The organism is Pseudomonas sp. SBT1-2, assembly GCF_028640875.1.
In the GTDB taxonomy this organism is placed as follows: domain Bacteria; phylum Pseudomonadota; class Gammaproteobacteria; order Pseudomonadales; family Pseudomonadaceae; genus Aquipseudomonas; species Aquipseudomonas chlororaphis_I.
This window is the reverse complement of the sequence record NZ_JAQZAA010000094.1, coordinates 52,724-66,293: the sequence shown is the minus strand read 5'-3', so window position 1 is coordinate 66,293 and position 13,570 is coordinate 52,724. Positions and strand designations below refer to the sequence as shown.

The window sequence follows — 13,570 nt, the reverse complement described above, 5'->3', positions numbered from 1 at the left end:
CTACGGTTAGAGTAGGAGCGAGGCTTGCCCGCGATAACCTCAGATCAGGCGACCGAACCCTCAAGCCAGCTCCGCCACCTTGGCCAGTTCGGCCTTGCGCTGCGCCTCCCGCGCCTGGGCATCGGCCAGGCGATACAGCTCGATGCTGCCGTCCCAGTGCTCGATCAGGGCGGTGCACGACTCGACCCAATCCCCGCAGTTGAGGTAGTCCACCTCGCCGACCTTGCGGATCTCGGCATGGTGAATGTGCCCGCACACCACGCCGTGCAGCTCACGCTTCACGCATTCGTGAGCGATGGCTTCCTCGAAGTCGCTGATAAAGCTGACCGCGGTCTTGACCTTGTGCTTGAGGTAGGCCGACAACGACCAGTAACCGTAGCCGTAGCGCGCCCGCCAATGATTCAGCCAGCGGTTGAGGGTCAGGGTGAATTCGTAGGCCGAGTCGCCGAGAAAGGCCAGCCAGCGGTGGTAGCGGGTGATGACATCGAACTGGTCGCCGTGGATCACCAGCAGGTGGCGGCCATCGGCGGTGACATGCACCGCCTCGTCCACCAACTGGATATTGCCCAGGATCAGCTTCGAATAGCGGCGCAGGAATTCGTCGTGGTTGCCGGTGACATAGATCACCTCGGTGCCGCGCTTGCTCATGGTCAGCAGGCGGCGGATCACATTGGTGTGTGCCTGGGGCCAGTACATGCCGCCGCGCAGCTTCCAGCCGTCGATGATGTCGCCGACCAGGTAGATCCGGTCGGCGTGATAACCCTTGAGAAACTGCGACAGATGCTCCGCCTGGCAGTCCCGGGTACCCAGATGCACATCGGAAATCCACAAGGTGCGCACGCGTTGTTTACGGCTGGGTCTGGCGAGTTCGGCACTGGTCATGGGCACACTCCTGCATTTTTTGCGAGCTTGCACCCGGGCGATTAATCGCCTGTGACAGAAATACGGCAGTCCGATGACAGCGCTTGACCCCAGGCCGCCGGTGTAGACTGCCGTTCTGCCAAGGAGACTGCGATGAGACCGATCCTCACGCTACGCCAATACAGCCACGACCTGATCGTCCACAGCCACGAACACGCGCAACTGGTGTTCGGCCTGTCGGGCCAGCTCGACTTCGAGGTCGACGGCCAGGGCAGCCAGGTGGTCCAGCAGAGTTTCGTGGTGGTGCCCTCCGGCGCCCACCATGCCTGCGGCAGCCCCAACGGCAGCCGCTGCCTGGTGCTCGATGTGCCCGATGAACATTGGCTGGTGCAGTCGCTGGGCGATCACGCCGATGCCAGTCGCCGCCTGCTCGACAACGCCGGGCGCCTGCCCCTGGATACGGCGCAGAGCCAACTGGTCAACTGGCTGGCCGGCAGCCCGGTCAACGACCTGCTGATTGCCCAGCAAGGCGCCGTGCTGTTGCTGGCCAGCCTCAACCAGGCCAGCCCCGCCAGCGTCGGCGGCCGACGCCTGCCCTATGCCGCCCTGAATGCCCATATCGACCAACACGCCGCCCATCCGCTACAGGTGGCCGACCTGGCGCGGATCGCCGGGCTGTCCAGCGCTCGCCTGCATGCACGGTTTGTCGCCGAATGCGGGCAGACGCCGATGGACTACATCCGTAGCCGGCGCCTGCACATGGCCGCCGGCCTGTTGCGCGACTCGGCACTGCCCATCGGTGAAATCGCCAGTCGCGTCGGCTACAGCTCCCAGAGTGCTTTCGCCGCGGCGGTGCTGCGCGAGTTCGGCGTCTCCCCCGGCAAGCTGCGACGCACCACAGGCCACCGCTAGGCTGTCGACAAAAAACGCGAGGATCGCGACAGACCGGATCCCGCCAGGCTTTTAGACTGGCACCGCTCCGCTCAACCGTCTTGAAGGATTGAAATGACTCCGCGTACTGCCCTTGGCGCCCTGCATATCGGCGCATTGATGTTCGGCCTCACCGGTGTATTCGGCAAACTCGCCGCCGCTTCGCCGGCCATCATCGTCTTCGGGCGCGCGGCGTTCGCGGTGCTCGCCCTGGCGTTCTTCGCCCGCTGCGCCAGCAGCATCCGCTGGCAACGGCTACAGGCTACGGACTGGTGGCGCCTGCTGCTCAGCGGCCTGCTGCTGGCCGGGCACTGGGTGAGTTTCTTCATCGCGGTGAAAGTCGCAGGCGTGGCCATCGCCACCCTGGGTTTCGCCAGCTTCCCGGCCTTCACTGTGATCCTCGAAGGGCTGATTTTCCGCGAGCGCATCCGCCTCAACGAAATCGTTTTGGTGGCACTGGTCAGCGTCGGCCTGGTGCTGGTCACGCCGGATTTCGACCTCGCCAGCCAAGCCACCAGCGGGCTGCTCTGGGCCGTGGGGTCGGGCCTGCTGTTCGCCTTGCTGTCGCTGAACAACCGCGCCAGTTCGGCGCGCATCCCGGCGGTGCAGGCAGCGCTGTGCCAGAACGTGGTGGTTGCCTTGTGCCTGCTGCCGGTGGCGGCGCCGGGCCTGAGCGAGGTGCGCACCATCGACTGGTTATGGATCAGCCTGCTCGGCATCTTCTGCACCGGCCTGGCCCACAGCCTGTTCGTCGCCAGCCTCGCGGTGATCAAGGCGCGCACCGCGGCGGTGGTGTTTGCCCTGGAGCCGGTCTACGGGATTACCGTGGCCTGGCTGCTGTTCAACGAAACGCCGACGCTGCGCATGCTGATCGGCGGCGTCTTGATCATCTTCGCCATCGTGGTCTCCAGCAGCCTGTCCGGCTCAAGCAAAAAAACCGTAGCAGCAGAAGCAGCGTCTCACTGAGTGCGGTCGTTGTGACCGAGGTCGCGCTGCGGGTCGATCTGGTCGCGCACCCGCTGCTTGAGCACCTTGGCTTCGGGGAAACCGCCATCGGCCTTGCGCTCCCAGATCTGTACGCCGTCGCAGGTAATGCGGAACGTGCCGCCGGTGGCCGGTTCCAGGGACACCTTGCCCAGGTCGTCGCTGAAGGTGCTCAGCAGTTCCTGGGCCAGCCAGGCGGCGCGCAGCAGCCACTGGCACTGTGTGCAATAGGTGATGACCACTTCCGGTTTACGTTCTGTCATGGTGCTGCCGACTCCTGGGCTCAAGGGCGTCGTTATAATAGCCGCCTTTATCGCTCGCCCCGAGATCCATGATGCGTCGTTTGCTGTCCTGCCTGCTCCTGTGTTTGCTCCCCGTGTTCCTGCACGCCGCCGAAGCGCCACGGCCGAAGATCGGCCTGGTGTTGTCCGGTGGCGCGGCCCGTGGCCTGGCGCATATCGGCGTGCTCAAGGCCCTGGAAGAGCAAGGCGTGAAGATCGATGCGATTGCCGGTACCAGCATGGGCGCGGTGATCGGCGGGCTGTACGCCTCGGGCTACAAGATCGACGAGCTGGAAAAACTGGCCCTGGGCATCGACTGGCAACAGGCGCTGTCCGACGCGCCGCCTCGGGAAGACATACCCTTTCGGCGCAAGCAGGACGACCGCGACTTCCTGGTGAAACAGAAACTCAGCTTCCGTGACGACGGCAGCCTCGGCCTGCCGCTGGGGGTGATCCAGGGCCAGAACCTGGCGCTGCTGCTGGAAAGCATGCTGGCCCACGCCAGCGACACCCGGGACTTCGACAAATTGCCGATCCCCTTCCGCGCGGTCGCCACGGACATCGCCAGTGGCGAGAAAGTGGTATTTCGCAAGGGCCACCTGCCCCGGGTGATTCGCGCCAGCATGTCGATCCCGGCGGTGTTCGCCCCGGTGGAGATGGATGGCCGGCTGCTGGTGGACGGTGGCATGACCGACAACATTCCGCTGGATGTGGCCCGTGATATGGGCGTGGACATCGCCATTGTGGTCGACATCGGCACCCCGCTGCGCTCGCGCCAGCAACTGGCGACCGTGGTCGATGTGCTGAACCAGTCGATCACCTTGATGACCCGGCGCAACTCCGAGGAACAACTGGCGTCCCTGCACAAGAGCGACGTGCTGATCCAGCCTCCCCTGGCCAGTTTCGGGGTCACCGACTTCGGCCGCGCCCAGGAAATGATCGACGCCGGCTACCGCGCCACCCGCATCCTCGACGCACGCCTGGCGCCGCTGCGCCGGGCCGAACCTATGGATGCCGAACTCAGCGCCGCGCGCACGCCCAGCCAGCGCACCCCGATCATCACCGCAATCCGGGTGGAAAACGATTCGAAGGTCAGCGACGACGTGATCCGCTACTACATCCGCCAGCATATCGACGAGCCTCTGGACCTGGGCCGGCTGCAGACCGACATGGGCACGCTGTACGGCCTGGACTACTTCGAGCAGGTGCAATACCGCGTGGTCCACAAAGGCAATGACCACACCCTGGTGATCAACGCCCGGGGCAAACGCAGCGGCACCGACTACCTGCGCCTGGGGCTGAACCTGTCCGACGACATGCGCGGCGACAGCGCCTTCAACCTGGGCGCCAGCTACCGGGTCAACGGCATCAACAGCCTCGGCGCCGAATGGCTGACCCGGGTGCAGATCGGCGATCAGCAGGAGCTCTACAGCGAGTTCTATCAGCCATTGGATGTCGGCTCGCGCTACTTCATCGCGCCTTACATCGGCATCGAATCGCAGAATATCGAAGCCGTGCTGGATAACGACCCGATCGCCGAATACCGCCTGGAGCGCTACGGTTTCGGCCTCAATATCGGGCGCCAGATCGGCAACAGCGGCGAGATCCGCTTCGGCGTCGGCGAGGCCTGGGGCAAGGCCGATGTGCGCGTCGGCGACCAGGACCTGCCCAGCGAAAGCTTCAACGAGGGTTACTACGAACTGCGCTACTCGTTCGACTCCCTGGACAATGTCTACTTCCCGCACGCGGGCGAGGACATCGGCCTGTCGCTGCGCCAGTTCGAACCCAGCCTGGGCTCGGACAAACGCTACCGGCAGTGGGAGTTCAAGCTGGACAAGGCCCTGAGCAGCGGCCCGAACACCTTTATCCTCGGCGGTCGATATGGCCGGACCCTGGATGAGGCCGAAGTGGTGACCTCGAGCTTCGTGCTCGGCGGCGCCCGCCAGCTATCGGGCTTCCGCCAGGATGCCCTGTCGGGCCAGAACATCAGCCTGATGCGGGGCGTCTACTACCGGCGGCTGACACCCCGCTCCTACCTGCCCCTGGACTTCCCGCTGTATATCGGCGGCTCCCTGGAGCGAGGGCGGGCCTGGAACAACGACAACGAGTTCGACAGCGGCTATATCAACGCTGCCAGCGTCTTCCTCGGCTTCGACACGCCGCTGGGGCCACTGAATTTCAGTTATGGCATCAACGACGACAACCAGAAAGCGGTCTACCTCAACTTGGGCCAGACGTTCTGAGGCTGGGCGTCCGACTCGGCTTCGGCCTTGGTGCCGGAGCCCGGCTCGTCTGGTTCCTCCAGGCGCCAGACGATCGAGTCGGCATTGAAGGGCGCCGGTGTGGCAGCGGGAGACGCCGGAACGCTGGTGGGCTCGGAAGGTGCGATCAGGTCCCAGTCGACATCGATCGAAGGCTCGCGATCGGCAAGCCGCTCTCCTGCCACGGGCTGTACCGGAGCAACCGGGGGCGTTGATCTCAACGACTCCTGGGCTGCCACTGTCGTCACAGCAGTGGCCAGCGTTCGTGTGGGCCGGCTCTCAGGCGACATCTGTGCCTCCGGTACGGCTGCGGACTGACGACGGCGACGCATGACCAGCAGCACCAGCAAGGCCATCAGCAGCAAGGCGGCAAACATCAGCCAGGGATTCGAGCCTTCGACCTCTGGCGCCTGTTCGGTTGGCGGGGGTGGACTGACGGCGGTGGGCGTCGCGGGTACAGGTGCGGAAGCCGGGGCAGGATTATCAGCAGGCTTGCTCCGGACTTCGGCCAACTGACGTTGCAGCTCCACCAACTGTTGCTGCTGGCGCGCCAGTTGTTCGTCCCGTTGCTGCAATGTGCTCTGCAACTCTTGAGCCTGGTCCTGCAATTGCTGGTTGGCCTGCAGGGCTTGCGCCAATTGTCCGGCCACAGGATCGGCCGCCTTGGCCGCCGCAGGGGGAGCCTGGGTGGCAATCGTCGGTTCAGGTTTGGCTATTTCCCTGAGCGGGGCAGGAGCTATCTCGGGGCTTCCCGGGGGATCTATCAGCAGCGTGTATTCGCGCAACTGCCGGCCATTGGCCTGGTTCACCTGCAACAGGAAATCCAGGAACGGCTCGTTCACCGGCTTGCTCGACACCACCCGGATCACCCTGCGTTCACCCTGCAGGATCGGGGTAAAGCGCAAGTCCTCGAGAAACGGCAAGCGCTCGACACCGGCCTGCTTGAACTCGCCGGCCGTCGCCAGGCTGACCGCCAACTCGCCCTCCTCCAGGCCTTGCGCCTGCACCAGGGCGATCTCCGCCTCCAGCGGCTGGTTCAGCGCCGAATGCACGGTGATTTCGCCCAGGCCTACCGCCGAGGCCAGGGACGAATACAGGGTCGCCAGCAGCGGCAGAAGGAGCCAGGGACGATTCCCCAGGCAAGATGACCCGACGGCGCCGCGCAGAGCGGCCAGCAGACTCTGGAACATGAGCAACCTTTTTTGAGGACCGAAAGCGACCACAGCGGCGATACGCTGGCTGCGCATGCCGCTGTGGACCTGGTATTTCTTATAGTCCGCCGGTGTCGGTAGCTCAAAAATCCGCGGCGCTAGTTATGCCTCAAGACTTTTCCAGATTGGCCAGGATATGCGCGTGAACCCGCATGCATACCCGCATATCCTCTTCATCGACACCGACAAACAATTCACTGCGCAAGGCGGTGGCGATGGTTTCGATCTGCTCGATCAAGGGCAGCGCCGGAGCGCACAGAACGATCTTCTTCGCCCGGCGATCCTCGACCACCGACTGCCGTTGCACCAGGCCCTGGGTTTCCAGGCTGTCGAGCAGCCGCGCCAGGGTCGGTCCTTCGACGCCGACACTCTGGGCAAGTTCACGCTGGGTCGGAGCTTCATCGAAACGGGCGAGGTGCAGCAGCACCAGCCAGCGGGCCTGGGACAGGCCAAGTCCGGCCAGACGGCGATCCAGTTCGGCGCGCCAGCCTCGGGACATCTGCGCCAACTGCATGCCAAAACGGTGTTGATCGGTTAACGGCATAGACAACTCATGAGTTAGTAGACTGAAAATTAAGAAAAACTAATTATTAGTCAGCTAAGCATGACAGTTGCCGAGTGGCAAGGTTTGCCATGAACTGAATCGTTACATCTTGCCGCCAGACGACTCACATCTCGAATTCCGATTCCAGCGCCGCACGCACGCAATACAGCACACCTTCCGGCACGCGACCGGCAAACAGCTCGGCCACTTCGCTCACCGAAGGCAGCTCGCCTTCGCCGTCGAGAAAGGCGTCCTGGATCTCGCCGAGCAGGTCTTCCGGCAAGTCCAGCGCCTGCTCCAGGGACAGCTGCTGCTTGCCCACGGCTTCGGCGAGCATTGTGTAAACGTTCTTTTCCGAGCACTGCAATTGCCCGGCGATCTGCAGCGGCGTCATACCGGCGCGGGCCAGGGTAATCAGCTCGTGGCGGATGTCGGCCACCACTTTCGGCACCTGGGCCTGGCCGCCCAGCACTTCGAGGAACGCCTCGCCGTAGCGCTCCAGTTTGCGCGCGCCGACGCCGCTGACCCGGGCCATTTCCGCCAGGGAGCCGGGCTGGCTGCGGAGCATTTCCAGCAGGGTAGAGTCGGGAAAAATGACATAGGGCGGCACGCCATGTTCTTCCGCCAGTTTGCGCCGCAGGGCGCGCAAGGCTTCCCACTGTTCGCGCTCTTCGCCACGTACCAGTTGGCTGGCCTGGCTGGTGCTGCTCTTGGCGGCGGTCTGCGGCTTTATGTCGCGGCGCAGCTCCAGGCTCACCTCGCCCTTGAGCAGCGGCCGGCAGCTGTCGCTCAGACGCAGGCCGCCGTAGCCTTCCAGATCGATGTCGGCCAGGCCGCGGGCCACCAGTTGGCGGAACAGCGAGCGCCATTCGCCTTCGCTACGCGCCTTGCCCACGCCGAACACGGAAAGATGCTGATGGCCGAAGCTGCGGACCTTTTCCGTGTCCTTGCCCAGCAGCACGTCCACCAGGTGGCCGACGCCATAACGCTGGCCGGTACGATAGATCGCCGACAGCGCCTGGCGCGCCGGCTCGGTGGCATCCCAGGTCTGCACGCCATCGACACAGTTGTCGCAATGGCCGCATGGCTGCGGCATGTCTTCGTCGAAGTAGGCCAGCAGGGTCTGGCGCCGGCAGCGGGTTTCCTCGCACAACGCCAGCATGGCATCGAGCTTGTGCTGCTCCAGGCGCTTGTGGCGCTCGTCGCCCTCGGAGTTCTGCAGCATCTGCTTGAGCATCAGCACGTCCTGCAGGCCGTAGGCCATCCAGGCATCGGCAGGCAGGCCGTCACGCCCGGCACGCCCGGTTTCCTGGTAATAGGCCTCGAGGGACTTGGGCAGGTCCAGGTGCGCCACGAACCGCACGTTGGGCTTGTCGATACCCATGCCGAAGGCGATGGTCGCGACCATGATCAGCCCTTCCTCGTTGAGGAAACGCTTCTGGTGATAGGCACGCAGTTCGCTGGGCAATCCAGCGTGATAGGGCAACGCCGGGAAGCCCTGCTCGCAGAGGAATGCGGCCACCTCGTCGACCTTCTTGCGCGACAGGCAGTAGACGATGCCGGCGTCGCTGCGCCGTTCGCTGAGGAACGCCAGCAGCTGCTTGCGTGGCTGCTCCTTGGGAACGATGCGATAGAAGATGTTCGGACGGTCGAAACTCGAGAGGAAACGCTCGGCATTCTGCAAGTGCAGGCGATTGACGATTTCCTCGCGGGTCCGCTTGTCCGCGGTGGCGGTCAGGGCGATGCGCGGCACCTGGGGAAACATTTCCGCCAGTTGGCCCAATTGCAGGTATTCCGGGCGGAAATCATGCCCCCACTGGGACACGCAATGCGCCTCGTCGATGGCGAACAGGGCGATGTCGAGGTTCTGCAGGAACGCCAGCATCCGCGGTTGCACCAGGCGCTCCGGCGCCAGGTACAGCATCTTCACTTCGCCCCGCCGGATGCGCGCAGCCAGGTCGCGCTGCTGCTCGGCGCTCAGGGTGGAGTTCAGCGCCGCCGCAGCGACCCCGAGTTCCTCCAGGGTCGCGACCTGATCGTCCATCAGCGCGATCAACGGCGAGACCACCACCGCCAGACCGTCACGCAGCAAGGCCGGAACCTGGAAGCACAACGACTTGCCGCCGCCGGTAGGCATCAGTACCAGAGCGTCGCCACCACTGGCCACACGCTCAATGATCGCACCTTGGCGGCCACGGAAACTGTCGTAGCCGAAGATGTCCTTGAGGACGCGCTGAGCCTGTTCGAGCATGAAAAACTCCAAAAATCGCTGAAATCCCTGTGCGCAGGCTGGCCGAAAAGACCACGGTTTTCACTGACAAATCCGTTAGCGGACTTTTCCTGGACCGTTACGACGCCTGCCGGGCATCACAAAACGCGCAAGTATACCCGAGCACTTGCCGGCGAAGGGCGACGACAATGGACCGCTGGTAACCTTCAGGCTCTGCATGAAAAGTGGCTGCACGCTGGGCGCCTTCGGCGCTACGCAGGCCATGCTGCGCGCTAGACGCCTACGGCGTTACGCAGAAACAGGCTCGGAATGCTCATGTAGGTCCCTACAGTCGGGCGCGACCCCGGCCGTTCCTCACCTGTTTTTGCCTTGCCTGGCCTTCGCTCGCCGACTTTCCTGCAAACCCTGGAAGCGCGCAAATCTGCGCTGCGGCTGGCCTGAGCGCTCAAGAAGGCCTAGAATTCAGCATCGTTTATTCCCAAGGTAGTCCTTCAATGTCCTTCGCTGAGCAATTAACCCGCCTGCAAGCCTTCCTCGACGCCGATGAGCTGCATGACGAGGCGCTGGACTATGTGGCCGCCCACGGCTACCTGACTGCGCTGTCCATCTGTTCCGAAAGCGTTCCCGACCGTGAGTGGATCGACGCCCTGTTCGCCGAGGAGCCGCACTACAGCGACGCCGCCCAGCGCGAAGAGATCGAATCCACCCTGATTGCCCTCAAGGCCCACATCGCCCGCCAACTGGCCTCCGACGAAGAGTTCGAGCTGCCGTGCGACCTCGACCTCGGCGACGAGCCGGACGACTCCGACCTGCGCGGCTGGTGCATCGGCTTCATGGAAGGCGTGTTCCTGCGCGAAGCGGCCTGGTTCGAGACCGCCGAGGAAGAAGTCAGCGAGATGCTCTTGCCGATCATGGTCGGTTCCGGCCTGTTCGACGAACAACCCGAGTTCTCCGACATCGCCAGCGATGCCAACCTGATGGACGACATGATCGTGCAGATCCCGGAAGCCCTGACTGCGCTGTACCTGCTGTGCAACGCGCCGGACGAAAAACCGGCCATTCTCAAGCCCCGCCACCACTGAGTCATTGCCTATGGCCAAGCCCATAGGCAACCACCCCCTGATCCTGCGTTACGTTCTGCTGGCCATCGGCTGGCTGAGCGTAGTGCTGGGGGTGACCGGCATCTTCCTCCCGGTATTGCCCACTACCCCTTTCCTGCTGCTGGCCGCCGCCTGCTTTGCCCGCAGTTCGCCGCGCTTCTATCAATGGCTGGTGGACCATCCGCGGCTCGGCCCATGGATCCGCGATTACCTGGACGGCCACGGCATTCCGCTCAAAGGCAAGGTCTACGCCATCGGCCTGATGTGGCTGAGCATCGGCCTGTCCTGCTACCTGGTGCCCCTGCCCTGGGCCCGCGGCTTCATGCTGACCAGCGCAGTACTGGTGACGATCTACATCCTGCGCCAGAAGACCCTGCACAGGCCTTGAGCCCGGCCCCTGCGCGCCTCCTTCCTCTGCTCGTGGCAACCCGACCAGCTGCCCATGCTCGCGAAAAATACCGCCTAGACTTCAGAAACCTGCATTCGAGCAGCCCGCCATGCCCGCACGTTCGCGTCGCCCCGAGTGGACACTGCTCCGGCCTCGGCTGGCCGGCTGGTCGCTGTTGCTGGTCTGTTTATGGACCGACCCGGGCAATGTGCGGGCGAACTGGGAATTCGTTTCTGTCCTGAGCACCTTCGAGCACCGCCATCAGGTCCTGGGCCCGGCCCGGGAGCGTCTCGACGCCTGGAACCAGTTATTGCAGGACGTGACCGGGCAACCGGAAGACGAACAACTGAATGCCATCAACCGCTTCTTCAACCAGCAACTGAGCTTCAAGGAGGACCAGCGCACCTGGCAGCAGAGCGACTATTGGGCCACGCCGATCGAGGCCCTGCTCAAGGGCGCCGGGGATTGCGAGGACTATGCGCTGGCCAAGTATTTCAGCCTGCGCAGCCTGGGGGTTTCCAGCGACAAACTGCGCCTCACCTACGTCAAGGCCAGGCGCGGCAACCGGCCGCACATGGTCCTGGCCTATTACCCCAGCCCCGGCGCCGGACCGCTGATACTGGACAACCTCAGCAATGACATTCGTTCCGCCGCCCAGCGCCAGGACCCGAACCCGGTATACGCCTTCAATGCCGAGGGGCTGTACCTGCCCGGAGCCGCGGGCGACACGCGCAGCATCGATCCGAAAAAACTCTCGCGCTGGCAGGACGTGCTGAAAAAGATGCAGGACGAGGGCTTCACCGTGGGTAATGGCTGATCCGACAAGGAGTGCCGAATGTCGCTACTCAAGCAACTGTTTCTCGCCATCTGCCTGTTCCTGCTGGTGGCCTTCAGCGGCAGTTTTTTTGTCAGCCTGGAAAGCTCCCGCGAGCAGATGCTCAGCCAGTTGCGCTCCCACGCCCAGGATGCGGCCACCGCCCTGGGCCTGTCCCTGACCAGCCAGGTCGACGACCCGGCGATGATGGAACTGATGGTCAGCTCGATCTTCGACAGCGGCTACTACAACAGCATCCGGGTGGTGAACATCGAAGACGAAAGCCTTCTGCTGGAGCGTTCGGTGCCCGCCAACATCGAAGGCGTCCCCCAGTGGTTCGTCAGGCTGGTGAACCTGCACCCGCAAGGCGGCGACGCCCTGGTCATGCGCGGCTGGGAACAGGTGGCGCGGGTGGAGGTGCTGAGCAACCCGCAGTTCGCCCTGGCCAGGCTCTGGGACAGCAGCCTCGGCGGCCTGCTCTGGCTGCTGGTCTGCGGGCTGCTCAGCGCGGTGTTCGGCGGCTGGCTGCTGCGGCGCCAATTGCGACCGCTGGATGCCATGGTCAGGCAGGCCGAAGCCATCAGCCATCGTGAGTTCATCAGCCTGCCGACGGCGCCACGCACCCCCGAACTCAAGCGGGTGGTCCTGGCCATGAACCAGATGGTGGAAAAACTCAAGGCCCTGTTCACCGAGGAGGCTGCGCGCAGCGAGAAGCTGCGGGCCGAGTCCTATCAGGACAGCCTGACCGGCCTGGCCAACCGGCGCCTGCTGGACGAACAGCTCGGCGATCAGTTGCTGCTCAACGAGCAGAGTGGCGATGGTTACCTGCTGATGCTGCGGGTCAACGACCTCAGTGGCCTGAACCAGCGCCTGGGCGGCCAGCGCACCGACGCCCTGATCAAAAGCATCGGCGACCTGCTCAAGCGCATCGGCACCCAGGCCGACCGGCGCCACTGGCTGGCGGCGCGCAATCGCGGCGGCGAATTCAGCCTGCTCACGCCGGGCCTGGACAGCCGCGGCGCCGAGCGCCTGGCCATGGAAATCAGCGCCACCCTGGAGAACCTGCGCCTGACCGGGGCCAGCGACTGCACGCCGGTGGCGCACCTGGGCATCGTCGCCTACCGGCCGGGCGACCCGCTGAGCGGCGTATGGCTGCGTCTGGACCAGGCGCTGGCGCAGGCCCAGCAGCACCCCGAACGTCCCTGGGCGCTGCTGCAGGACTTCGCCGCCGGCCCCAGCCAGCCGCAGCATGACTGGCGCGCCTGGATCGACGACGCCCTGAGCAACGGCAAGTTGAAGTTGTATTTCCAGCCGGTGGTGCAGTGCGCCGACACCAGCGAGGTGCTGCATCACAAGGTGCTGGCGCGCTTGCTCGACCCGCAGGGCGAAGCCATCGCCGCCGGGCATTTCCTGCCCTGGATCGAGCGTCTCGGCTGGTCGGCGCGCTTCGACCTGGCCATGCTCGAACACACCCTGGATTATCTGGTCGAGCATGCCTGGCCGCTGGCCCTGAGCCTGTCTGGCAGCACCCTGCGCGACCCCGACGCCTTGCAGCGGATCCTCGACCAGCTCAAGGCCCTGCCCGACCTGGCCAGGTTACTGACACTGGAGATCGACGAACGCCAACTGCCCTCGGCCAGCGAGTTGCAGCAATTGAGCCAGCGCCTGCGGGACAGCGGCTACCGGATCGGCCTGCAACATTTCGGCGGCAACTTCAGCCAGATCGGCAATCTCGCCCACCTCGGCCTGGCCTACCTGAAAGTCGATGGCAGCTACATCCGCGACATCGACCGGCAAAGCGACAAACAGCTGTTCATCGAGGCGGTATTTCGCGCCACCCACAGCATCGACCTGCCGCTGATCGCCGAACAGGTCGAAACCCAGGGTGAACTGGACACCCTCAAGGCCCTGGGCCTGTTCGGGGTCATGGGGCGGCTGATCGGCCCACCGCAACCGATGTAGGCCC

General features: G+C 64.3%; 12 protein-coding genes. 7 read left to right on the top strand and 5 right to left on the bottom strand.

Annotated elements, in window-relative coordinates; translation table 11 throughout:
* Positions 1 to 60: 60 nt before the first annotated feature.
* The gene (locus tag PVZ78_RS20530; RefSeq protein ID WP_041987066.1) at positions 61 to 882 is read right to left on the bottom strand and encodes a UDP-2,3-diacylglucosamine diphosphatase; all 822 of its coding nucleotides are present in this window, start codon (positions 880 to 882) and stop codon (positions 61 to 63) included.
* A gap of 132 nt (positions 883 to 1,014) precedes the next feature.
* On the opposite strand from PVZ78_RS20530, the gene PVZ78_RS20525 reads away from it, so the two are divergent.
* Positions 1,015 to 1,773, top strand: coding sequence for a helix-turn-helix transcriptional regulator (locus tag PVZ78_RS20525; RefSeq protein ID WP_273829161.1), 759 nt, complete (start codon positions 1,015 to 1,017; stop codon positions 1,771 to 1,773).
* A gap of 93 nt (positions 1,774 to 1,866) precedes the next feature.
* Positions 1,867 to 2,757 carry a DMT family transporter gene (locus tag PVZ78_RS20520; RefSeq protein WP_124314801.1) on the top strand — a complete coding sequence of 297 codons (891 nt, stop codon included), beginning with the start codon at positions 1,867 to 1,869 and terminating at the stop codon, positions 2,755 to 2,757.
* Here the strand turns inward: PVZ78_RS20520 and PVZ78_RS20515 are convergent.
* A complete protein-coding gene (locus PVZ78_RS20515; protein WP_009047647.1) occupies positions 2,751 to 3,038 on the bottom strand; it encodes a SelT/SelW/SelH family protein in 288 nt (95 codons plus the stop codon). The genes PVZ78_RS20520 and PVZ78_RS20515 overlap by 7 nt on opposite strands.
* A 71-nt stretch (positions 3,039 to 3,109) precedes the next feature.
* Between PVZ78_RS20515 and PVZ78_RS20510 the strand changes: the two genes are divergently transcribed.
* Positions 3,110 to 5,299: a patatin-like phospholipase family protein gene (locus tag PVZ78_RS20510; RefSeq protein ID WP_273829162.1), complete on the top strand. Its 2,190-nt coding sequence runs from the start codon at positions 3,110 to 3,112 to the stop codon at positions 5,297 to 5,299.
* On the opposite strand, the gene PVZ78_RS20505 is transcribed toward PVZ78_RS20510, so the two are convergent.
* From PVZ78_RS20505 to recQ, 3 genes are all read right to left on the bottom strand, one after another.
* Complete coding sequence (locus tag PVZ78_RS20505; RefSeq protein WP_273829160.1) at positions 5,272 to 6,507, bottom strand: type IV pilus assembly protein FimV; 1,236 nt, start codon at positions 6,505 to 6,507, stop codon at positions 5,272 to 5,274. The genes PVZ78_RS20510 and PVZ78_RS20505 overlap by 28 nt on opposite strands.
* 130 nt (positions 6,508 to 6,637) lie before the next feature.
* Positions 6,638 to 7,072 (bottom strand): MarR family transcriptional regulator, encoded by a 435-nt coding sequence (locus PVZ78_RS20500; protein WP_007929752.1) that lies wholly within the window; start codon positions 7,070 to 7,072, stop codon positions 6,638 to 6,640.
* 124 nt (positions 7,073 to 7,196) lie between these two features.
* Entirely contained in the window at positions 7,197 to 9,323 is a 2,127-nt protein-coding gene (gene recQ / locus PVZ78_RS20495) for a DNA helicase RecQ (protein WP_273829159.1), read from the bottom strand.
* A 473-nt stretch (positions 9,324 to 9,796) separates the two neighbouring features.
* Between recQ and PVZ78_RS20490 the strand changes: the two genes are divergently transcribed.
* The 4 genes from PVZ78_RS20490 (at position 9,797) to lapD (ending at position 13,566) form a co-directional block, all read left to right on the top strand.
* Positions 9,797 to 10,384, top strand: a complete 588-nt coding sequence (locus tag PVZ78_RS20490) for a UPF0149 family protein (protein ID WP_007929756.1) — start codon at positions 9,797 to 9,799, stop codon at positions 10,382 to 10,384.
* Positions 10,385 to 10,394: 10 nt separating this feature from the next.
* Positions 10,395 to 10,790, top strand: coding sequence for a YbaN family protein (locus PVZ78_RS20485; protein ID WP_273829158.1), 396 nt, complete (start codon positions 10,395 to 10,397; stop codon positions 10,788 to 10,790).
* Between the two features lie 109 nt (positions 10,791 to 10,899).
* Positions 10,900 to 11,607 (top strand): transglutaminase-like cysteine peptidase, encoded by a 708-nt coding sequence (locus tag PVZ78_RS20480; RefSeq protein WP_009047642.1) that lies wholly within the window; start codon positions 10,900 to 10,902, stop codon positions 11,605 to 11,607.
* An 18-nt stretch (positions 11,608 to 11,625) separates the two neighbouring features.
* Positions 11,626 to 13,566 (top strand): cyclic di-GMP receptor LapD, encoded by a 1,941-nt coding sequence (gene lapD, locus PVZ78_RS20475; protein WP_028681956.1) that lies wholly within the window; start codon positions 11,626 to 11,628, stop codon positions 13,564 to 13,566.
* Positions 13,567 to 13,570: the final 4 nt, after the last annotated feature.